This is a genomic window from Rhodococcus sp. OK611, from assembly GCF_003050885.1.
GTDB lineage: Bacteria > Actinomycetota > Actinomycetes > Mycobacteriales > Mycobacteriaceae > Rhodococcus_G > Rhodococcus_G oryzae.
The window spans coordinates 24,389-45,568 of the sequence record NZ_QAOZ01000010.1; the positions used below are offsets into that span (position 1 = coordinate 24,389).

At 71.1% G+C, this 21,180-nt stretch carries 17 protein-coding genes; 11 read left to right on the forward strand and 6 right to left on the reverse strand.

What is annotated here, in order from left to right:
* Positions 1-12: 12 nt before the first annotated feature.
* Together C8K38_RS13800 and C8K38_RS13805 are read right to left on the reverse strand one after the other, a co-directional pair.
* Entirely contained in the window at positions 13-1,398 is a 1,386-nt protein-coding gene (locus tag C8K38_RS13800) for a lipase family protein (RefSeq protein WP_097212377.1), read from the reverse strand.
* Positions 1,398-2,684, reverse strand: a complete 1,287-nt coding sequence (locus tag C8K38_RS13805) for a hypothetical protein (RefSeq protein WP_257017526.1) — start codon at positions 2,682-2,684, stop codon at positions 1,398-1,400. The genes C8K38_RS13800 and C8K38_RS13805 overlap by 1 nt, the downstream gene beginning before the upstream one ends.
* A gap of 298 nt (positions 2,685-2,982) precedes the next feature.
* Between C8K38_RS13805 and C8K38_RS13810 the strand changes: the two genes are divergently transcribed.
* From C8K38_RS13810 to C8K38_RS13825, 4 genes are all read left to right on the forward strand, one after another.
* On the forward strand, positions 2,983-5,373 hold the full coding sequence (locus C8K38_RS13810) for a cellulase family glycosylhydrolase (RefSeq protein ID WP_179800592.1): 2,391 nt from the start codon (positions 2,983-2,985) through the stop codon (positions 5,371-5,373).
* Positions 5,374-5,530: 157 nt separating this feature from the next.
* Positions 5,531-7,018 (forward strand): DNA-3-methyladenine glycosylase 2 family protein, encoded by a 1,488-nt coding sequence (locus tag C8K38_RS13815; protein WP_257017525.1) that lies wholly within the window; start codon positions 5,531-5,533, stop codon positions 7,016-7,018.
* Positions 7,015-7,518: a methylated-DNA--[protein]-cysteine S-methyltransferase gene (locus C8K38_RS13820; protein ID WP_097212375.1), complete on the forward strand. Its 504-nt coding sequence runs from the start codon at positions 7,015-7,017 to the stop codon at positions 7,516-7,518. Before C8K38_RS13815 ends, C8K38_RS13820 begins: the two co-directional genes overlap by 4 nt.
* Positions 7,519-7,625: 107 nt before the next feature.
* Positions 7,626-8,750: an AI-2E family transporter gene (locus C8K38_RS13825; protein ID WP_179800597.1), complete on the forward strand. Its 1,125-nt coding sequence runs from the start codon at positions 7,626-7,628 to the stop codon at positions 8,748-8,750.
* A gap of 21 nt (positions 8,751-8,771) precedes the next feature.
* Here C8K38_RS13825 and C8K38_RS13830 read toward each other — a convergent pair whose 3' ends face one another.
* Entirely contained in the window at positions 8,772-11,753 is a 2,982-nt protein-coding gene (locus C8K38_RS13830; protein WP_097212373.1) for an AAA family ATPase, read from the reverse strand.
* Positions 11,750-12,931, reverse strand: a complete 1,182-nt coding sequence (locus C8K38_RS13835) for an exonuclease SbcCD subunit D (RefSeq protein WP_097212423.1) — start codon at positions 12,929-12,931, stop codon at positions 11,750-11,752. The genes C8K38_RS13830 and C8K38_RS13835 overlap by 4 nt, the downstream gene beginning before the upstream one ends.
* A gap of 120 nt (positions 12,932-13,051) precedes the next feature.
* On the opposite strand from C8K38_RS13835, the gene C8K38_RS13840 reads away from it, so the two are divergent.
* Together C8K38_RS13840 and C8K38_RS13845 are read left to right on the forward strand one after the other, a co-directional pair.
* Positions 13,052-14,221 carry a DNA recombination protein RmuC gene (locus tag C8K38_RS13840; protein WP_097212372.1) on the forward strand — a complete coding sequence of 390 codons (1,170 nt, stop codon included), beginning with the start codon at positions 13,052-13,054 and terminating at the stop codon, positions 14,219-14,221.
* 89 nt (positions 14,222-14,310) lie between these two features.
* On the forward strand, positions 14,311-15,084 hold the full coding sequence (locus C8K38_RS13845) for a DUF6542 domain-containing protein (protein WP_257017524.1): 774 nt from the start codon (positions 14,311-14,313) through the stop codon (positions 15,082-15,084).
* A gap of 51 nt (positions 15,085-15,135) precedes the next feature.
* Here the strand turns inward: C8K38_RS13845 and C8K38_RS13850 are convergent, their stop codons facing one another.
* A complete protein-coding gene (locus C8K38_RS13850; protein ID WP_097212370.1) occupies positions 15,136-16,149 on the reverse strand; it encodes a 4-hydroxy-3-methylbut-2-enyl diphosphate reductase in 1,014 nt (337 codons plus the stop codon).
* Between the two features lie 95 nt (positions 16,150-16,244).
* Between C8K38_RS13850 and C8K38_RS13855 the strand changes: the two genes are divergently transcribed.
* The 3 genes from C8K38_RS13855 to C8K38_RS13865 are packed head-to-tail and all read left to right on the forward strand — an operon-like array spanning position 16,245 to position 18,360.
* A complete protein-coding gene (locus C8K38_RS13855; RefSeq protein WP_097212369.1) occupies positions 16,245-16,871 on the forward strand; it encodes a lipid droplet-associated protein in 627 nt (208 codons plus the stop codon).
* Positions 16,868-18,142 carry an exodeoxyribonuclease VII large subunit gene (gene xseA / locus C8K38_RS13860; RefSeq protein WP_077042538.1) on the forward strand — a complete coding sequence of 425 codons (1,275 nt, stop codon included), beginning with the start codon at positions 16,868-16,870 and terminating at the stop codon, positions 18,140-18,142. Before C8K38_RS13855 ends, xseA begins: the two co-directional genes overlap by 4 nt.
* Positions 18,139-18,360: an exodeoxyribonuclease VII small subunit gene (locus C8K38_RS13865; protein ID WP_037176321.1), complete on the forward strand. Its 222-nt coding sequence runs from the start codon at positions 18,139-18,141 to the stop codon at positions 18,358-18,360. The genes xseA and C8K38_RS13865 overlap by 4 nt, the downstream gene beginning before the upstream one ends.
* 13 nt (positions 18,361-18,373) lie before the next feature.
* Here C8K38_RS13865 and C8K38_RS13870 read toward each other — a convergent pair whose 3' ends face one another.
* Entirely contained in the window at positions 18,374-19,993 is a 1,620-nt protein-coding gene (locus C8K38_RS13870) for an amidohydrolase (RefSeq protein WP_097212368.1), read from the reverse strand.
* 199 nt (positions 19,994-20,192) lie between these two features.
* Between C8K38_RS13870 and C8K38_RS13875 the strand changes: the two genes are divergently transcribed.
* A complete protein-coding gene (locus C8K38_RS13875; protein WP_097212367.1) occupies positions 20,193-20,540 on the forward strand; it encodes a hypothetical protein in 348 nt (115 codons plus the stop codon).
* Positions 20,533-21,174 (forward strand): Dabb family protein, encoded by a 642-nt coding sequence (locus tag C8K38_RS13880; RefSeq protein WP_097212366.1) that lies wholly within the window; start codon positions 20,533-20,535, stop codon positions 21,172-21,174. Before C8K38_RS13875 ends, C8K38_RS13880 begins: the two co-directional genes overlap by 8 nt.
* Positions 21,175-21,180: the final 6 nt, after the last annotated feature.

Below are 21,180 nucleotides of genomic sequence, written 5' to 3' on the forward strand. Positions count from 1 at the left end.
CGGCGCCGCGCGTCAGTCCGCGAAGTTCCTGTCGATCCAGTCGATCGTCTGCATGCCGAACAGGTCGGTCCCCCACCCGTAGGGGTCGGCGAACAGCCGGTTCAGGTTGCAGTCGCTCGGCGCATAGGTGACGTCGGTACCACCGGCCCGGTAGCGGGCCGCGAGGTCACGGGAATCCTGTGCGGGCACAAGGGACATGGGCGAGTCGTCCTTGCCACACGAGGAGATCAGCACCTTGGATCTCGGCGCCTGGCCGCCGAGCCTGTTGTCGTCGTAGACATGCTGGAACTCGGGGATGTCGGCGGGACTCTGACCGCTGGAGAACAGCAGCCGGAGCGGCACGAAGGGCGCCGTGAAGTAGGACGGCATCTGACACTGCACGCGGTACTCGTCCGCCAGCGCCCTGCCGACCGGGTTGAGCTTGTCGTTGATCCGCATCTCCGGATACCAGGGCTCGAGCCCGAGCAGGGTCGCGAAGGCGAACCCCGAACCGACCGAGCCGTCCGCGGTCCGCATGAAGTTCCGCTGATCGATGACCATGCCCTCGAGGACAGTCGATTTGACGTTCAGCTCGGGTGCGTAGCCGGCCTGCATCTCCGCCGCGGAGGCCGCGCCGACTCCGCCGCCCGCGACGCCGAACAGCGCGATGGGGGCCTGCGGGCTCAGCCCCGTCCCGCCGCCCGAGGTGGCCGCGCGCAGCGCGTCGAGCTGGGCATGGCCTGCGAACTTCGCCGCGAAGACGCCGTGCGGATCGGGGTCGGCATCGTTGCCGACATCGGAGATCACGACGGCGTATCCCCTGCCGAACATCAGCGCGAGCGGCCCGAGCGCGGACCACGAGGCGCCGTCGAGGGCGTCACCGCCCGTCCACTGGGTGCTGGGGTGACAGTAGGCGCCGACGCTGTCGTTGGCCTCCTGGTACCCGATGACCTTCTTCTCCGACGCGGGCACGCCGTCGATCGGGATCATCACGAACCCGGTGCTGATCGTCGGGGTCACCCCGTCGTTCCCCGTGGTGACGTACATGATCTTGTACGCCTCGAGGTTTGCCGGCTTGAAGCCGGTGAACATCACCTCGACCCGCTTGGCCTTGAGGAGGGTGCCCGGCTTCTCGGCACCGGTGAGCGGCGGCTCGACGTAGAACGGATCGTTCGGCCGCAGCGCGCCGAGGATCTCGTCGCGGGTGCCGAACTCCCCGCCCTCGAACGCGCCCTCGACGAACGGATTGAACACCTCGCCCTGCAGCGCGGGCGTGTCGACCGCGACGGGCGGCGGCGGGGGTGCCTGCGCCGCACCGACACCCGGCGACAGGATCGCGAGGACGACGGCCGCGGCGGCTGCCGAGAGCGAGCGCACCCCGCCGATGCGGGGACGATGATGGCGCGGATCGGTCGACATCAGGACACCGTCACTTTCGTGTTCTGGAGGGCCGATTGCAGGATCTGCGGAATGTTCATCAACGGCCGGTGGCTCTCGATCTGGATCTCGTACGGGGTGTGGAGCTCCGCCTCGAGCCGCGGCCAGTCGTCTTCCACCGTCGCCTTGTACCTGGGCAGCAACTGGGTGGTGATGTAGTCCCACCGCTCCTCGTAGACCGACCAGTTCCAGCTCGGCAGCGGCGTCGTCAGGGTCGCGGTCCGGCCGTCCGGCAGGGTGGTGGTGATCTCGATGGGACGGAACGAGCGCGGCGGCAGCACGCCTGCGACCGAGGGTGACCCTGCGACCGTGGACAGGTAGCTGACGGCCTCGCCGACGTCGCCCTTGTAGGCCCGCACGTCGTCCCATTGTTCCCGGATGATCACGCCCTGTTCGCGACGCAGCAGGGCCACGTTGCCACGGGCGATCCGGTCCGCATCCGTCGAGGCGATGTCGCGCCACGCGTCCATCACGTCCTGCCCGAACAGCCCCGCCGCGCGCATCTCCTCGAGTGCGGGCAGGCCCTCGGTGACGTACGCGCGGTGCATCGGCATCAGATCCGAGAAGATGTTCTTCTGCATCACCAGGATCATGCCCAGGATGTGGTGCAGGTCGTCGCCGGTGACCGTGGCGCCTGCACCGGCCAACGCGCGCAACCCCTTCGGGAGCAGGTCGACGATCTGCGGTCCCGCGACCTCGGTCGCCGACGCGACGATGGCGCGCGTGGTCTGTTGCAGCTGTGGAAAGTCGTAGATGTTGGTGATCAGCTCGAAATCGATGAGCCCGCCGCCGAAGTCGGCGCCGACCTGCCCGGCCATGCCCGCCCACTGCAACTCGCGGTGCTGCAACTGCAGGTGCTCGTAGTACCGGTACGACCGGATCAGGTTCTCCCGGTTCGCCTCCACCCCGGTGCGGGGATCCCACCGCGCCAGGTCGATGCCGGCCTCGGCGGTGACATCGGCCAGCCAGTACTGGTAGAGCAACGCCGCATATGAGCTCGGCGCCGCACCGGACGCCCTGGCCTGGTCGAGCAGCCGCGCGAGCACGCCGCGATCGGTCGGCAGTGCCGGGTTCACCCCGCCCGGTCCGTGCGCGGCATCGCGGTTGACCAGGGGCAGGTTCAGGTAGGTGTCCGCCTCGGACGCGGCGGCGGGCGCAGGCGTGCTCGGTCCCGCCACCGCCAGCCCCAGCACGACGGCGGCCAGCGCGGGCAGGCACCTCCGGAGAACGGAGGACCGCGACGGCGCGCGGGCGGTGCGAGCACTCATGGCTCTCCCGAGGTCGGAACATACCGCGAAGTAGGTTTTCCGAGACTAGTTCACGTTCCGCGAGGCTCTGGGCATTTTCGGCGGACCGGCCCCCCGGCAGCCTTTCTCCACGCCGGTGCCCGCTGCTACTGACCGCCGAGCGTGCAGTTGTTGCCGTCCCTCCTGGGCCGAAGCGACGGCAGGTGCACGCTCGGCCGGGGTCCGGTCCCGCGATTCGGACAATCGTCCAGTTTCGGGCGCGAGCAGAAGCGCAGGCACTTAGGATTCCGAGAACTCCTGAGTGAACGGAATGTGTCGGATGTCTTCGAATCGTCTTGCCTGGATCGCGACCCTGGCCCTGGGTGTGCTGGTGATCGTCCAGGCCGCCGCGGATCCGAGCGGCCTGCTGAGCCTGCTCGGCTGGACCGGCGCGGACCTGTGGCCGATCCGGGCGCCCTGGCAGATCGCGCCGTTCGTCGTCTACCTGCCGGTGCTGCTCGGCGTCACCTGGTGGGCGGTTCGGTCGATCGCCGGGTCCCGCTGGCTGTTCGCGGCCACCACAGGAAGCGTCGTGCTCGCCGTGCTCCTGGCGAAGTTCGCGATGTCGTTGGTGGCGGTGGGCGACCTCGGGACCGCGGCGTGGGGCAGCGGGTTCGCCCTCGCAAAGGCGATTCCCGCCGGACTGATCGTCGCGGGCGTCGTCGCGATCGCGGGCCGCCGCCGCAGCGTGGCCGACGCATCGGACGACGCGCCGTCGGTGTGGGCAGGAGCGCTGATCTTCGGCGCCGTCGCCCCGCTCCTGGCGGGACAGTGGTGGGCGGGCGCCCCCTACGACCGGTGGATGCCGGCGCCCAACGTCCTCAACGGCGTACTCGCGACCGTCGGCGGGATCGCCGTACTCGTCCTCGGCGCCATCGGCTGCCAGCGGGTGCTCGGCCGCCGGGTGACGGGCGGGACCGCGGCCACCTTCCTCGCCGGATGGTTCGCGGCGATGGGCGCGGGCGCGCTGCTCGCCGTCGCCGCATCGATCGTCGGGATGGTCTCCGACGACGGTTTCGCGGGCGACCTCTGGCCGCTGATGGGCGGGTACATCCGGCTCGCGGACGGCGTCGCCTACGGCGCCTGCACGGGATGGATCGTCGGACTCGCGGCGGTCTGGTCGCGGCGGCAGGCGACCCAGCCGTCGCCGATCCCCCGCCCGGCCCTGCGGGCGGGAGCGGTGACGTTGGCCGCCGTCGCGGTGACCGTCCCGTTCCTGGCACGCCCCGATGCGCAGCCCGTGTCGCCTGCGCCCCTCGACTCCGTCGAGGCGGGAACCCTGCTGCCCCTGAGTGTCTCGGGTGAGGTCATCGCCGATGCGGCCGGCCGCGAGGTGCTGCTGCGCGGCGTCAACGTCAACCAGCTCGTCGACTTTTACGCGCCGCGGCCCGAGGTCCCCTCGACCCTGCCCCTGACCGACGCGGACTTCGCCGGTATCGCCGATCACGGGTTCAACGTGGTCCGGCTCGCGTTGTCCTGGTCGGCCCTCGAGCCGGAACGCGGCCGCTACGACGAGGCCTATGTCGACCAGATCCGGGTCGCCGTCGCGCAGGCCAAGGCGCACGGCCTCTACACCGTGCTCGACATGCATCAGGACGGCTGGTCGAACGCCCCATCCCCCGATGACGTCAGCTGCAGGCCGGGCACCTCGCCCATGTGGGGCTACGACGGCGCGCCCGAGTGGGCCACGATCACCGACGGCGCACCGCGCTGCCAGTTCACCGGGCGCGACATCTCGCCCGCCGGCGGCCGCGCGTTCAACAACTTCTACTACGACACCGACGGCGTGCAGGAACAGCTGGTCCAGGCCTGGGCGATGCTCGCGGGCGAGTTCAAGGACGAGGATGCCGTCGCCGGGTACGACCTGCTGAACGAACCGAACTTCGGCGAGACCGCGCCGCTCACCTCGTCGCTGCTGCTCGGCCGCTTCTACGACCGGACCATCGACGCCATCCGCGAGGCGGGCGCCGAGCAGATCGTCTACTTCGAGCCGAGCATCCTGTGGTCCGGCCTCGGGTTCGACAGCGGCCCCCCGGCCGGCTTCACCGACGACACCAACATCGTCTTCTCCCCGCACCTCTACGCCGAGTCCATCACGATGGACGCCTCGCTCGGCCTGCCGACGATCGTCAGCATCGAACGCGGCTTCACCCTCGCCGACCGGGTGGCGCACAAGTACGGCGGCATCCCGGTCTGGACCGGCGAGTACGGCTATTGGGGCGACGGGCGTGTCGACAAGGCCGCCCGCTTCGCAGACGAGCAGGACGCGCGCATCCAGGGCGGCGCCTTCTGGGTGTGGAAGCAGGCCTGCGGGGACCCGCAGAACGGCATCCAGGAACTGGGCGACGGGCTGATGCCGGTGCTGTGCAGCACCGGGGAAGACGCCCCGCGGAACACCGCGCTGATCGACGAGCTCACCCGCGCCTACCCGCGATTCGCGCCCGGGCGGATCACCCACCTCGCGGCCGAGGGTGACCAGCTGGAGCTGACCGGTACCGCGGGCGACGGCGGCTGCCGGCTCGAGGTCTGGTTCCCGAGCCGGGTCGACGCAGGCGCCTCGGCCGTCGACACGGTCGGGGTCGAGGACGTCGCCTTCACCCCGCTCGGCGAGGGCTCGCTGATGACCGGATGCGCCACCGGCGACTACGAGGTCCGTACCCGCGGCGCCTGATCCGTCGAGTGTGCACCTGGGGCACCTCCCTGCACGAAGTGCTCGGGGGAATGTCGCTCGCTCTCGGGCGATGCGACCCCAGGTGCACACTCGACGCCAGACAGTGATGTCCGATTTCCGCTAGCGCGGCCGCGGGCGCGCTGCCACAGTGGTGACTGTGACCGCACCGCATCTCGACTTCGACCGCTGCTACCGCGCCGTGTCCTCCCGCGACGCCCGCTTCGACGGGCAGTTCATCACCGCGGTGCGGACCACGGGCATCTACTGCAGGCCCTCCTGCCCGGCGATCACTCCGAAGCCGGGCAACGTCAGCTTTCTGCCGACCGCGGCCGCCGCCCAGCAGGCCGGGTACCGCGCCTGCCGCCGGTGCCTGCCCGACGCCGCGCCCGGTTCGCCGCTGTGGAACGTGCGCTCGGATCTCGCAGCCCGCGCAATGCGGCTGATCTCCGACGGTGCCGTCGAGCGCGGCGGGGTGGAATCGCTGTCCGCCTCCCTCGGGTACTCGTCGCGGCACCTCACCAGGGCGTTGACCGCGGAACTCGGCGCAGGACCGCTCGCCCTCGCCCGGGCACATCGCGCGCACACCGCCCGATTGCTGATCCAGACCACGGCCATGCCGATGTCGGACATCGCCTTCGCCGCGGGATTCTCGAGCATCCGGCAGTTCAACGACACGGTCCGCGAGGTGTTCGCGGTTGCCCCCTCGACGATGCGCACCGAGGCCGCCAAACGCGCCGACGCACCGCCCGCCAAGGGCACGGTGTCGTTGCGACTGCCCTACCGCAAACCCCTCGACGCCGGCTGGCTGGCCTGGTTCCTGTCCGGGCACGCCGTCGCAGGCATGGAGCGCTGGTCCGACGGCGAGTACCGGCGAACGCTCCGACTCCCCCGCGGCTGCGGGGTGGTCGCGCTGCGTGTCCTGCCCGAGTACGTGCGGGCCGAGCTCACCCTGCGGGACATGCGCGACCTCGCGCCCGCCGTCGCCAGACTGCGACATCTCCTGGACCTGGACGCGGACCCCGAGGCGGTGGACGGCGCCCTCGCCGTGGATCCCGCGCTGGCGACGAGCGTCCGGGCAGCCCCCGGCATCCGGGTACCGGGCAGCATCGACGCGGACGAACTCCTGCTGCGCACGATGATCGGGCAACAGATCTCACTGGCCGCGGCGTCCACCCAGACCGCCCGCCTGGTGGCCGCGCTCGGCGCCCCGGTCGACGACCCGCACCTGACCCACAGCTTCCCCGGCACCGACGTCATCGCCGCGCGCGGCCGCGAGGTGCTCACCGGTCCCGCCCGCCGGATCGACGCCGTCATCGGGGTCGCTGAGGCGCTCGCCGCGGGCACCCTGACCCTGCACGCAGGCCGCACCGCCGAGGATCTGCGCGCGGATCTGTTGTCGTACAAGGGCATCGGACCGTGGACGGCCGACTACGTGGTGATGCGCACCCTCGCGGACCCCGACGTGCTGCTCGACACGGACCTCGTCGTCCGCCAGGGCGCACAGGCGACGGGCGCCGACCTGACCGACTCCTCGCGCTGGACCCCCTGGCGCTCGTACGCATCAATGCACCTGTGGCGTAACGCACTTGCCGCGCGCGGTGCGCTCGATCCCACACCGACCCCCGATACGGAGGACAAGAAATGATCGCCCAGTACGCCACCACCACGACCCCGATCGGCCCGTTCACCGCCCTCGTCGACGACGACGGCGCGGTTCTGGCGTCGGGATGGACGGACGACCCCGAGGAGCTGCGGGCACTGATCCACCCGAGCCTGCGTCCCACCGCGCTCACCCGGCTCTGCGATCTCGGCGCCGTCACCCGCGCCGTCGCCGACTACCACCGCGGCGAACTGACCAGCATCGATTCGATCACCGTCCGGCAACAGTCGGGCGAATTCCTGGTGCACGCCTGGGATGTGCTGCGCACCGTGCCCGCCGGGGACCCGATCACCTACACCGAGTTCGCCGGCCGCTCAGGACGTCCCGCCGCGGTGCGCGGAGCGGCGTCGGCCTGCGCCCGCAACGCCGCCGCGCTGTTCGTGCCCTGCCACCGGGTGCTGCGCACCGACGGCACGCTCGGCGGGTTCCGCTGGGGCCTGCCCGCCAAGCGCTGGCTGATCTCACACGAGGAGCACGCACGGTAGATTCGGTCCATCACCGCCAGGAAGGACCGACCGTGAGCGATCAGCCCACCGCGCCGCCGACCGAGCCGCGTCAGCACCACCCCCGCGACCGCGGCGAGATACTCGGCATGGGCGGCATGTGGCTCGCCAAGTGGTCGCTGTGCCTGGTGCTCATCGCCGCGGGCGGCTGGGTGGTGTGGACCCTGCTCGGCGTCCTGTGGGTCGCGGTCCTGCCGGTTCTGCTGGCGATCGTGGTCTCGACGGTGTTGTGGCCGCCCACCCGCGCGATGACCTCTCGCGGCGTGCCCCCTGGGGCGGCGGCAGGCATCACCCTGATCGCGTTCCTCGGCTTCTTCGGCGGGATCATCGCGCTGATCGTGCCCTCGGTGGTCGACCAGGCGCCCGAGCTCGCGAACAAGGCCAGCCAGGGCATCACGCAGGTGCAGGAGTGGATCAAGGGCCCGCCGATCAACCTGCAGGACGATCAGATCGACTCCGCGGTCCAGGCGATCATCCACAAATTGCAGACCAGTGCTCAGGCCATCGCGACCGGCGTGTTCAGCGGCGTCAGCGCGGCCGGTTCCATGCTCGTGACGCTCACGCTGGTGCTGGTGCTCGCGTTCTTCTTCATCAAGGACGGGCCGCGCTTCCTGCCGTGGCTGCACAGCGTCACCGGCGGTCGCGCCGGACGGCACTTCGAGGAGGTGTCCGTCCGGATCTGGGACACCCTCGGCGGATTCATCCGCACCCAGGCGCTGGTCAGCTTCGTCGACGCCTTCTTCATCGGCCTCGGCCTGATCATCCTGGGCGTGCCGCTGGCCCCGATGCTCGCCCTGCTCACCTTCATCGCCGGTTTCATCCCGATCGTCGGTGCCTTCGTCGCGGGCGCCCTCGCCGTCCTGGTCGCGCTCGTCGCGAAGGGCTGGACGACCGCGCTGATCGTCCTGGTCATCGTGATCGCGGTGCAGCAGCTCGAGGGCAACGTGCTCCAGCCGGTGCTGCAGAGCCGCACCATGAAGCTGCACGCGGTGATCGTGCTGCTCGCGGTGACCGCGGGCGGCTCCATGTTCGGGATCGTCGGCGCGTTCCTCGCCGTCCCGGTCGCGGCCGTGGTGGCCGTGGTGATCCGCTACATCGGCGAGCAGGTCGACCTGAAGCTGGACGATCGGGACCCCGACGCCGGGACCGAGACCGAGGTGGTGAGCGAGGCGGTGCCCGCCGCCGAGCCAGGCGATCTCGCGACCGCGGACTGACGCAGGCGCGCCCGGCCCGCACTATCCCGCGACGACCTCCACGCTCGACCCGGACCGCCCGCGGATCACGTGCAGCCGGCTCGGGATCCGCTGCCGCATCTCGTCGACATGGCTGACGATGCCGACCACCCGTCCGCCCGCACGGAGCTCGTCGAGGACCCCCATCACCGACTCCAGCGCGTCGGAGTCGAGGGTGCCGAATCCCTCGTCGATGAACATGGTGTCGAGCACAAGGCCTCCCGACTCCGCGGCGACGACGTCGGCCAGACCCAACGCCAGCGACAGCGATGCGAGGAATGATTCGCCGCCCGAGAGGGTCTTCGCCGAGCGCACCACCCCGGTGTAGTCGTCGCGGATGTCCAGGCCGAGCCCGCCCCGCTTGCCGCGCGGCCCTGCCCCGTCCGCGTGCACGAATTCGTAACGGCCACCGGACATCCGGCGCAGCCTGGTCGAGGCGGCGATCGCGACCTCCTCGAGCCTGGCGGCGAGGACATAGGACCGCAGCGACATCTTGCGGGCATTCTGTCCCCGCCCGGCGATCACCTCGGCCAGGCCCGCCAGTTCCGCGTGCCGCTCCTGCATCGGGGCCAGCGCGCCGACCTCCTTCGCCAGCTGCGCGACAAGCCGTTCGAGGTCCGCCAGCCTGCGGTCGGCCTCCGACGCGACGGCGATCGCCGAGTTCACCACCGCGTTCGCACCCTCGACCTCGGACTCGGCGACCGACGGGTCGACGGGGTCCATCCCGGCGACGGCGGCCACCTCCGCCTCAGCAAGGACCGATTCGGCCCGCACCCGCTGATCCCGCGCCTGCTCGAGCGCGGCCTCGATCGCCGCCACCCGACGCTCGTCCCTGGTGGCCGCGGCCGCCTCGTCCACCGACTCGAACCCGGCCTCGGCCGCCGCCCTGGCGACCTTCGCGGACAACGCCTCCGCGCTCTCCTGCGCGGCGGTGACCTGCGCGCGCAGGTCTCGCAGTCGCGACACCGCCGCCGCGAGCGCGTCGAGCCGGTCGCGGCGCGCCTGCGGGCTCTCGTCGACGCCCGAGGCCTCCGCGATCCGCTTGCTGATGGTCTCCAGCTGATGCACCGACCCCGCGATCCGCTCGTCGAGGGTCGCGAGTTCGGCCGTGGCGACGCGTGAACGTTCCTGCAGGCCTTCCTGTTCGGCTCGCAGCCCGGACAGGCGATCGGAGAGCGCCTGCTCACGCGCTGCCGACGCCTGCGCGGCCGCGTGCGCCTGGGTGGCCGCCGACAATTCTGCCGCGAGCCGATCCCGGGCGCGGTCGCCGCCCCGCTCGAGCAGGACCTCGATGGCCTGATCGATCTTCGCGAGGCGATCGGTCGCGACATCGACCTCCTGGGCGAATCGCTGCTCCGACACTCGGGCGGCGTCCTCGTCGGACCTGGTCACCATCGTCTCCGACGGCTCGGCCGGGTTCGGGTGCTCGGCCGAACCGCACACCACACACGGTTCGCCGTCGGCGAGTCCGGCCGCGAGCTCGGCCGCCATGCCTGCGAGGCGGCGTTCGCGAAGGTCGAGCAGCTCGCCGCGCGCGTCCTGGTGTCGGCCCCGCGCCGCCGACAGCTGGTCCGCGGCGTCCGCCCGGAGCTGTCGCTGCTGTGCGAGGGCGACGGCGGCGCCCTGCACGTCGGCCGCCCTGCCCCGCGCCTCGTCGAGGGCGGGCAGCGCCGCGACCGCCTGCCGCGCCGCGGCGAGATCGTCCTCGGCGGCGCGTAGCTGCTCGGGCAGCGCGGTCCGACGGAGCTCGAGTTCCGCTGCGGCGGAGGCGAGCTCGCGGCGCCGCTCGCCGAGCCGGTCCACGGTCTCCTGCAGGGCGTCGGCGACCAGCGATTCGGCGATGAGGTCGTCGAGCCGCGCGACCTCGTCGGTCCAGCCGCGGATCGTCGCGGCGATGACGCCGCGGTCCTCGGCGACCTCGGGCCAGGACAGCTGCTCCAGCAGCGCCCTGCCCTCGTCGACCGCGCCGACACCTCCGGCCAGGGTCTCCATCAGCTTCAGTTCCCGCGCAGCGGTTTCCGCCGCCGCGGCGGCCTCGACACGGATCTCGGCGATCGGCGCGGCCCGCACCGCCCTGGCGAGTTCCTCGGTCTGCGCTGCCCGCTCGTCCGCGCCCTCGGCGTGGGTGCGTAGCTCCGCCGCTGCCTTCGCGGCCCGCTGCTGCAGGCCCCGGATCCGGGTCACCTCGGCGAGCGTGGCGGTGGCCCGCGCGGCGACCGCCCTGGCCGCGACGAGTTCCGCGGTGGCGGTGTCCCTGGCCTCCTCCGCGTCGGCCCGCAACTTGTGCGCCCATGTCAGTGGATCGGCGTCGGCGCCCGCTTCGATGCCCGCCGCCGTGGAGACGCGAGCGAGCATCAGGTCAACGGACTTGCGTCCGGATTCCAGCGTCGCCGCGCTCTCGCGCCTGCGTTCGGCGAACCAGTCCTCGACCGTGCCGAACCGGGTGGTGTCGAACAGCCGCTCCAGCAGGTCACCCCGCTCGTCGGTGTCCGCGCGCAAGAATCGCGCGAACTCCCCCTGCGGGAGCAGCACCACCTGGAAGAACTGGTCCGCGCTCATGCCGAGCAGCCGGCCGATCTCCTCGCCGATCTCGTCGAGGCGGGTCAGGTTCTGACCGTGACCGTCCAGCCAGGTGAGCGTCGCCTTCGCGTTCTCCTTGGTGGTACCGGTGCCACGGAGTTTTGCCCGTTCGTATTCGGGGCTGCGGGTCAGGCGGAGCCTGCGGCCTCCGATCGTCGCCTCCAGCACCACCTTCGGCACCGAACCCGCGGCGGCGTGATCCGAGAGCAGTCGCTTGCCCTGCTGCCGGGCACCAGGGACCGTGCCGTACAGCGCGAAGGCCACCGCGTCGAGGATCGTGGTCTTGCCCGCGCCGGTCTGGCCGTGCAGCAGGAACAGGCCATCCGCGCCGAGGGCGTCGAAGTCCACCGTCGCGGTGTCGCCGAACGGCCCGAACGCCGAGACCTCCAGACTGTGCAGCCTCACGCGATCTCTTCCAGGGCCGCCGGTTCGCCGAGCTCGTTCTCGCGGACCGCGGCGCTCAGCGCGCGCTCGACCAGGCGCAGTTCGCTCGCCGTCGGCTCGCCCCGCATATCGGTGAGGAAGCTGGTGGCGATCTGCAGGTCGCTGCGCCCGCGAACGCGCTCCCCGTAGTGCAGGTTCGCGCTGCCCTCGGGTCGCTGCCATTCGAGGTGCACCATGTGCGGGAACCGGGTCTGCAGGGTGCGCATCGGGTCCTCCGGCCGGACCGGATCGGTGAGGATCGCCGAGACGTAGTTGTCCTCGTCGGCGGTGAACCGTTCGTCGTCGAGCAGCTCGTCCACGGTGCCGGTCAGCTGGCTCAGCCCGCGCACCACCGGCAGGTCGACGCGGCGCACCTCCGCGAGACCCGCGGCGTCCAGATCGGCGATCCACACCGCCTTGCGGTGGGTCCGCTCGCCGAACGAATACGGCAGCGGCGACCCGGAATAGCGCACCCGATCGGTGAGGGTCTGCGGCGAGTGCAGGTGCCCGAGCGCCACATAATCGACGCCGTCGAACGCGGAGGCCGAGACCGTCTCGACCCCGCCGACTGAGATGGATCGTTCAGAGCCGGTCGCCTCGGCCCCGACCACGAAGGCGTGCGCGAGCAGGACCGCACGCGGCCGGCTGCCGTCGACGGCGCGGCCCCCGAGATCCGCACGGACGCGCGCCATCGCCGCATCCAGGATCTCGGCGTGCGAGCGCGCAGTCGGCACGCCGAGCTCCGCCCGCGTGGTCTCGGGCTCGAGGTACGGCAGGCCGTAGAAGGCGACCTCGCCGTGCTCGTCCTCGAGCAGCACCGGACGGTCCACCTCGGAGACCCGCGTCATCAGGTGCAGTCCGCCAGCGGCCGAGAACGCCGAGCCCGCGCCGAGCCGCGCCGGGGAGTCGTGATTGCCGGAGGTGGCGACGATCACCGCTCCCGCCGCACGGATGGCCTCGAAACCGTTGTTGCACACCGTCACCGCATCCGCGCTGGGGATCGCGCGGTCATACACGTCGCCGGGGACGACGACCACGTCCACCTCGTTCTCCGCGACAAGGGCCGCGATGGCCTCGAGCGCGCTCGCCTGATCGGCGAGCAGGTCCACGCCGTGGAAGGTGCGCCCGATGTGCCAATCGGAGGTGTGCAGGATTCGCATGCGCCGACCGTAGATCACGGCGCCGACACGATCGATGACGCGCGCCGAGCACGGGCACGAGGGGCGCCCGAGGTCACTCCAGGGCGGAGCGTGTCGGTGCCCTCGTGCACCATCTGCCCCATGGACCCCGTCACCGCCTTCGGACTGCTCGTCGCGCTCGGCCTCGGCATCGCCGTCGGCTGGCTCTGGCACGCCTCCCGGTCCGGCCAGCACGCGGCGCGGGCCGAGGCCCAGCTCGCGGCGCTGCGCGAGAACGAGAGGACGCTGCGACAGTCCCTCGCCGCGGTGAACGAGGACTCGGCTCGGCGCACGTCGGGCGCTGTCGGCGAACAGGTCTCCCACCTGGTCGGCCCACTGCACGACGCGGTCGACGCGCTCGCAAACCAGGTCCAGCAGGTCGAACGCAGCCGGGTGCACGCGTACGCGGGGCTGTCCGAACAGGTCGCGGGCATGCATCGCGCCTCCCAGCTGCTCACCACCCAGACCGGCCAGCTCGTCACCGCGCTGCGCGCCCCGCAGATCCGTGGCCGTTGGGGTGAGATCCAGCTCGAGCGGGTGGTCGAGCTGGCGGGAATGGTCAAACACTGCGACTTCGACACCCAGGTCAGTGGCGAGGGCGTCCGACCGGACCTGCTGGTCCGGCTGGCAGGCGGCAAGCAGATCGTGGTCGACGCCAAGGTTCCCCTCGCCGCGTACCTGGACGCGGCACAGGAAGAGGATCCCCGCATCAGGGACGGTCACCTCACCCGGCACGCCCGACAGCTGCGCACACACGTCGACCAGCTCTCCGCCAAGGCCTACTGGGCCTCGTTCGATCCGAGCCCGGAGTTCGTGGTGCTGTTCGTCCCCGGCGACCCGTTCCTGGACGCCGCGCTCACCGCCGACGCCGAGTTGCTCGAGCACGCCTTCGCGAAGAACGTGATCCTGGCCACCCCGACCACCCTTGTCGCACTGCTGCGCACCATCGCGCACACCTGGCGGCAGGAGACGCTCTCCCGTGAGGCCGCGACCATTCACCGCCTGGGCCGCGAGCTGTACACCCGGCTCGGGGTGGTCGGCAGCCACCTGGACCGGCTCGGATCCCAACTGGGCAAGGCCGTCGACTCGTTCAATCTGACGGCCGCATCCATGGAATCGCGGGTCATCGTGACCGCCCGCAAGCTCCACGAACTGGAGGTCGGGGACGGTGAGGTCGCCGAGATCGGGCGGATCGACTCGTGGCCGAGGGCCGTCGGCCTCGGCGAGAACTTGCCCACTAACGGTCGCGCCAACGAGGCGATCGGATCGTGAACGGCTAGTGTCTAAGGGTGTCTGCAACCCAACGTGCTCGCTCTGGGGTGCCGCTCGAGATGCGGTCTGTTCTCCCCACTGTGCCCGGCGTGCCCGCAGCGGCAGCCGTTCTCATCGCGGTGGCGACGACCTTCGTTGGATTCGCCATTGACGCGGTCCGTGGCAACGAACTGACGTCCGCGTTCTCCGTCTTCTACTTTCTTGGCTGTGTCGGCGCGGTCCTCGCGGTTCGCAGCCGCGGCCTGTTCGCCGCGATGGTCCAGCCGCCGCTGATCCTGTTCGCGGCCGTGCCGCTGGCCTACCAGTTCCTGACCACGGGATCCAAGGGCGGGCTCAAGGATCTGATGTTCAACGTGGCGATCCCGTTGGTCAATCGCTTTCCACTGATGTTGACCACCACCCTCGCCGTGCTCATCATCGGCGGGGTCCGGCTCTACCTCGGCCAGCAGGCGGTCCGCCCCCCTGCCCGCGCGAAGAGCAGGTCCGCGGAGGCAGGCGCCGCCCGCGGCACCGATCGCCCCGCGACCCGGCCGCAGCAGGCGGCACGACGAACCGATCAGCCGCGCACGGCGGCCCAGCGCACCGCACCGGCGCAACGCCCGCACGGGGCTCCGCAGACCCAGCCCGGACGCGCGGTGTACCGGGACCCGGCGCCGACCCAGGTCCAGCGTCGTCCGGTCCCCCCTCCGCCTGCGCAGGGGAACTCCGGCCGCAGGCCGGAACGCGCGCCGACCACCGCGACCGCCCGGGTGCAGCCCCCTCGCGGCGCCGCCGACCCGTACACGCCCGTGCACCCGATCCCGCAGGTCCGATACCGGGACCGCGAGGACTCGGCTCACGATCAGCCGCGCGGCAGGTACTGACGCCCGCGGACCGGCTCCATGTGGGCCGGGACCGGGGCGTCACCGCCCGCGCTAGGAACCGGTGTTGCTCGGCTTGCGCAGCTCGCGCGGCAGCGAGAAGACGAGCGTCTCGTTCGCGGTGGTCACCGGCTGCACATCGTGGAATCCGTGCTCGGCGAGAAGCTCGATCACGCCGCTGACCAGGATCTCCGGCACCGAGGCCCCCGAGGTGAGACCGACCGTGGTGACGCCGTCGAGCCACGCGGTGTCGATCTCGCGCGCGTAGTCGACCAGGTAGCTCGCCCGCGCGCCCGCGCCGAGGGCCACCTCGACCAGCCGCACCGAGTTCGACGAGTTCCGCGACCCGACCACGATCACCAGATCGCACTCCGGGGCCATCGCCTTCACCGCGACCTGCCGGTTCTGGGTGGCGTAGCAGATGTCGTCGCTCGGCGGGTCCTGCAGCAGCGGGAACTTCTCGCGGAGCCGGGCCACCGTCGCCATCGTCTCGTCGACGCTGAGCGTGGTCTGCGACAGCCAGATCACCTTCGTCTCGTCGCGCACGGAGACGGCGTCGACCGACTCGGGTCCATCCACCAACTGGACGTGGTCCGGGGCCTCGCCCGCGGTGCCCTCGACCTCCTCGTGGCCCTCGTGCCCGATCAGCAGGATGTCGTAGTCGTCCCGCGCGAACCGCTTGGCCTCCTGGTGCACCTTCGTCACCAGCGGGCAGGTCGCGTCGATGGTCTTGAGGTTGCGCTCGGCCGCGGACTCGTGCACGGCAGGCGACACCCCGTGGGCGGAGAACACCAGCAGCGAGCCCTCCGGCACCTCGTCGGTCTCGTCGACGAAGACGACGCCGCGGTCCGACAGCGTCTCGACCACGTGCCGGTTGTGCACGATCTCCTTGCGCACGTAGATCGGTGCGCCGTGCTTCTCGAGGGCCCGCTCGACCGTCTCGACCGCGCGGTCGACACCCGCGCAGTATCCGCGTGGTTCGGCGAGCAGGACGCGCTTGCCGGAGCCGCCCGGAGCAGGGGCGCTGGAACGGGCGATGCCCAGGTTCAGGGGGACTGCGGAAGACATGACACCAGGGTACGGGCAGCCTCGACGGGGCGCCCGATCAGGCACACCGCGCGCCCAGCTACCAAAAGGGGCATTCGTCAGGCAGTCTTAGGGCCATGATTCGTCCCCCTTTCGCTGCGCGGGTCGCTGCCGGGATCGCCGTCACGGTTGTCGAAGAGGTGCAGAAGCTGCCGAACACCGCGGTCGCGCTCCCCATGACCACCATCAGCCACATGCTGCAGACGACCATGCGCGTCCAGCAGTCGATGACGGCGCTGGCGATCAAGGGCGATCAGGCGTTCTCGATGCTCTTCCATCAGGACGAGGAACAGCCGGAGTGGGCGGTCTTCGACGAGGACACCGCGCCCGCGCCGTCGGGCGGCGACGGGGCCGCGGCCAAGCCCACGAACCAGGGCCGGTTCGCGCTGTACTCGATGCAGCCGGAGTCCGAGCCGGACGCACCCGCGGCGACGCCCGCGAGCGCCGCACCCGAGAAGGCGGCCGCGAACAAGTCCGCCAACGGCACGCCCGCGTCGACGAAGGCAAAGCCGGCAGCGACGCGGCCCGAGATCGCCGAGTACCTCGACTACGACAACCTGACGCTCGCCCAGCTCCGGGCGCGGCTGCGGACGTTGTCGGTCGAGGAGCTCGATGCCCTGCTGGCCTACGAGAACGCCGCCCGCGCCCGCGCCCCGTTCCAGACCATGCTCGGTAACCGGATCACCAGCGCCAAGGCAAAGTGAGCTCCGTCCAGCCGAGCCAGACGGGCGCGCCGACCTCGAACTCGCCCGAGCACCCGTGGCCGGTCCGATCCGTCGCGACCAAGGTCTCGCAGTGGATCGATCGCCTCGGCAGCATCTGGGTCGAGGGCCAGATCACCCAGATCAACGTCCGTCCCGGCACCCGCACCGCGTTCCTGGTGCTGCGCGACGCCTCCGTGGACATGTCGCTGTCGGTGACCTGCTCCCCCGCGCTGATCCGCGACTCCCCGGTTCCGCTGACCGAGGGCAGCCGGGTCGTGATGTTCGGCAAGCTGTCCTTCTACACGGGGCGCGGCACGGTGTCCCTGCGCGTCACCGAGATCCGGGCCGTCGGGATCGGCGAGCTGCTCGCCCGGATCGAGCGGCTGCGCGCGCTGCTCGCGGCCGAGGGTCTGTTCGATCCTCGGCTCAAGCGGCCGCTGCCGTTTCTCCCGCACACCGTCGGCCTGATCACCGGGCGGGCCAGTGCCGCCGAGCGTGATGTGCTCAGCGTCGCCGGAAAGCGTTGGCCCGCTGTTCAGTTCGAGATCCGCAACACCGCGGTACAGGGTCCGACGGCAACCGCCCAGATCGTCGCGGCGCTGGCCGAGCTGGACTCGAACCCGGCGGTGGAGGTGATCGTCCTTGCGCGCGGTGGCGGCAGCGTCGAGGACCTGCTGCCGTTCTCCGACGAGACCCTGTGCCGCGCGATCGCCGCGTGCACCACCCCGGTGGTCAGCGCGATCGGCCACGAACCGGACAACCCGCTCTGTGATCACGTCGCGGACGTGCGCGCCGCGACGCCGACCGACGCCGCCAAGCGGGTGGTCCCCGACGCGGTCGCCGAGCAGGCGCTTGTCGCCGAATTCCGGGCGCGCGGCGCGGCCGCACTGCGGAACTGGGTGGCACGCGAGGCGCGGTCGCTGGCCGACCTGCGCAGCAGACCGGTGCTCGCCGACCCGCTCGCCGCCGTCGAGCGGCGGGCCGAGGAGATCGCGCGGCTGCGCGAGGCGGGCAGGCGCGACGTCAACCGGCTGGTCGCCGGTCAGGCCACCGTCGTCGAGCACCTCGCGGCCCGGCTGACCACCCTCGGGCCTGCGGCGACGCTGGCCCGCGGGTACTCGGTGGTGCAGAAGGTGGTGCCCGGGTCCGATCCGGAGGTGCTGCGCTCGGTGGAAGACGCCCCACCCGGCACCCAGTTGCGGGTTCGGGTCGCCGACGGCGCGGTCATCGCCGCCGTCATGGGCAAGGACAAGTCAGGAGAAGCACAGTGAGCCAACCGGTATCGGAGCTCGGCTACGAGGCCGCGCGCGACGAGCTGGCCGACGTGGTCAAGATGCTCGAGCAGGGCGGCCTCGACCTCGACCACTCCCTCGCGCTGTGGGAGCGCGGCGAGGCGCTGGCCAAGCGCTGCGAGGAGCACCTCGCGGGGGCGCGGGCCCGGGTCGAGAAGGCGCTCTCGCACGCCGACGACGAGGGCGACCCGCGCTAGCGCGGAGCAGGCCTCAGCCGCCCGCCGAGTAGGTCGCGCGGCCGGCAAGGTAGGTCGCCTCCACCGTGAGATCGGCTATCGCGGCGGGTTCCACGGCGCGGGGGTCGGCGGACAGCACGACCAGATCGGCATATTTACCGGGGGCCAGCGTCCCGATGATCTCGTCGGCGAAGAGTTGGTGCGCGGGCCAGAGCGTCTGGGCGCGCAGTGCCTCCTCGACGGTGATGCGCTCCTCCGGCGCGAGGACCCGTCCGGTGCGGCTGGTCCTGGTCACAGCGACGGAGATGTTGCGCAGCGGCTCGACCGGCGTGACCGGCGAATCGTTGTGCAGGGAGACCCGGATGCCCGCGTCGAGGGCGGATCGCGCGCGCATCCAGTGCGAGCCGATCTCGTCGCCGAACAGCCCGTCGACGAGCACATCGCCCCAGTAGTAGAGGTGGTCGATGAGCAGGCTGCAGGTCACGCCCAGCCGGGCGGCCCGCCGAAACTGGGCCGCGGTCATCGCCCCGCAGTGTTCCAGGCGCAACCGGTGGTCGGCTCGGGGATGCTCGGTCAGCGCGGCCTCGTACACGTCGAGGATCGTGTCCACGCCGCGGTCGCCGAGGACGTGGCAGGCCATCTGCCACCCCAGCGGGAAGTACGCGCCGACGATCGCTGCGAGCTGTTCGCCCGTGTAGTTCGCCTGGCCACGGTGGTCGTGTCCGAGGCCGATCACGTTGAGCGTGGCGTCGGTGTTGAGGTACGGGAACGAGGTGTCGATGTTTCCCACCCATGGCGACCCGTCGACCCACAGCTTGATACCGATCTGCCGGAACATGTCGTCACCGTCGTCCGGGGAAGACTCGGAACGCATTTCGGCGGTGGACATCTCGTACGTCCGCAGCCGGACGAGGGGGTGATCGCCCGCGTAGTGGGCGCGCATCAGCGGCAGTTGGTGCGGTGAGAACGCGAGGTCCGCGATCGTGGTGATGCCACGCGCGGCCAGCCCCTGCAACTCGGCACGCCACAGTGCCGCCGGGTCGACGTCCCGGCTCTGCATGGGGCCCGCGAGGGCGAAGATCGCCGGGACCTCGTACGCCTTGCCGGTCAGTTTCCCGTCGGCGTCACGCTCGAAATGCGCGCCGGTCGGATCCGGCGCATCCTCGGGCAGACCCGACAGCCGCAGCGCCGCCGTGTTCGCCCACGCGAGGTGACCCGAGTTGTGCATCACCAGAACCGGCCGCTCCCCGGCGAGTTCGTCGAGCCAGGGCCCGGTCGGTTCTGGGAACCCCGATTGGAGCAACGGGTCGAGTCCGCTGAAGACGAGCGGCACCGTCGCGGGTGTGTCCGCCAGGGTGTCGCGCATGAGGGCGATCACCGCGTCCGCGTCCGGAACGATGACGGGACGGATGTCGACGACGGTCTCCGCGTAGCGGGTCATGTCCATGGTGGGGTGGCCGTGTGCCTCCACGAAACCCGGAAGCACCGCCCGTCCGCCGAGATCGACCACCTCCGTGTCGGCGGTCCGCAGCGCGAGGATCTCGTCCGCCGTCCCCACCGCCGAGATCCGCCCATCGCGCACCGCGAGCGCTTCCGCAACGGGCAGAGCCTCATCCATCGTGACAACGATTCCGTTGGTGAAGATCAGGTCCATGTCGCCTCCGAGGAAATTGACACTTCCGGATTCCTCTCACAGTCTGCGGCGTCGATGCGCGAAACCTGTCGAATCGTGCGAAGAGTGTGGGCACTGTTCCCCGACAACCCGGTGCTGGTACCGGTCGTGCGCTGAACGAACTCCCGATGAGCGGGAGCGCCCGCTGCCCACGTCACCGGCGACTCCCTAGCCTCGGCGCATGGCAGGCGAAAAGGTGTACGTCATCGACCGGGTGGTCACCAGGCCGGGGCGCGCACGAGAATTCGTCGACGCATACCTGGCCGAGTACGCCCCCGGAGCCCGCGGGCGGGGCATGACCCTCGAGCACGTGTTGGTGAGTCCGCCGATCTGGTTCGACGACGAGTCGAACACGATCACCGTCACCTGGACGCTCGACGGCGCGGAGGGCTGGTGGCGGATGACGTGGCAGGGACGCCCGGACCCCGGACTCGGGCAGTGGTGGAAGCGGATGGACGAGCTGGTGCTCGAGCGCACCCGCACGATGGCCTCCGCCGCACAGGACGTGGACGGGTTGACCGATGTTTAAGATCACCAAGCTCATTCACCACCGCCCCGACGTCGATGACGACGTCCGGGCCCGGCTGGCCGACGACCTGCGCCACACCGTGATCAAGGCGGGCGCGCACCGCGCGCTGATCCAGCCGACGCTGCCCGGTGTCCGCAACGGCGGCGACTTGCTCGCGCATCTCCAGTTCGACGCCGAGGATCGGTGGCGCGCGGCCGAACCCGCCGTCGATGCGCTCCTCGATCCCGCGGCCGTCGACCACGTCGACGGCGTCGAATACCGCGGCGAGCCCCGCGGACAGCTCGGCGTCGGCGCCGAGGGCGGGGTCTACCGGACGCTGCTGTTGCGTGTCGATCCCGGCGCGGCGGACACCGTGGTGGAGCGGTTCGAGGCCGAACTGCTCCGGATGCCCCGCCATGTCCCCGCGATCCGCGCCTGGCAGCTCAGCCGGGTGTCACGGGCGGAGGGAGCGTCGCCGTGGACGCACGTGTGGGAACAGGAGTTCACGGACCTGCAGGGACTGATGGGCCCCTACCTCGCGCACCCCGTGCACTGGGCGTACATCGACCGATGGTTCGACCCGGAGTGCCCGGACGTGATCGTCCGCGACCGGGTCTGCCACAGCTTCTGCACGCTCGACGGTTCGGCCGTCTAGCGGACC

Bases quoted from the DNA above. Each gene is read 5' to 3' on its own strand.
- C8K38_RS13800 (WP_097212377.1), bottom strand. From the start codon at position 1,398: ATGTCGACCGATCCGCGCCATCATCGTCCCCGCATCGGCGGGGTGCGC.
- C8K38_RS13805 (WP_257017526.1), bottom strand. From the start codon at position 2,684: ATGAGTGCTCGCACCGCCCGCGCGCCGTCGCGGTCCTCCGTTCTCCGG.
- C8K38_RS13810 (WP_179800592.1), top strand. From the start codon at position 2,983: ATGTCTTCGAATCGTCTTGCCTGGATCGCGACCCTGGCCCTGGGTGTG.
- C8K38_RS13820 (WP_097212375.1), top strand. From the start codon at position 7,015: ATGATCGCCCAGTACGCCACCACCACGACCCCGATCGGCCCGTTCACC.
- C8K38_RS13825 (WP_179800597.1), top strand. From the start codon at position 7,626: ATGGGCGGCATGTGGCTCGCCAAGTGGTCGCTGTGCCTGGTGCTCATC.
- C8K38_RS13835 (WP_097212423.1), bottom strand. From the start codon at position 12,931: ATGCGAATCCTGCACACCTCCGATTGGCACATCGGGCGCACCTTCCAC.
- C8K38_RS13840 (WP_097212372.1), top strand. From the start codon at position 13,052: ATGGACCCCGTCACCGCCTTCGGACTGCTCGTCGCGCTCGGCCTCGGC.
- C8K38_RS13850 (WP_097212370.1), bottom strand. From the start codon at position 16,149: ATGTCTTCCGCAGTCCCCCTGAACCTGGGCATCGCCCGTTCCAGCGCC.
- C8K38_RS13855 (WP_097212369.1), top strand. From the start codon at position 16,245: ATGATTCGTCCCCCTTTCGCTGCGCGGGTCGCTGCCGGGATCGCCGTC.
- C8K38_RS13870 (WP_097212368.1), bottom strand. From the start codon at position 19,993: ATGGACCTGATCTTCACCAACGGAATCGTTGTCACGATGGATGAGGCT.
- C8K38_RS13875 (WP_097212367.1), top strand. From the start codon at position 20,193: ATGGCAGGCGAAAAGGTGTACGTCATCGACCGGGTGGTCACCAGGCCG.
- C8K38_RS13880 (WP_097212366.1), top strand. From the start codon at position 20,533: ATGTTTAAGATCACCAAGCTCATTCACCACCGCCCCGACGTCGATGAC.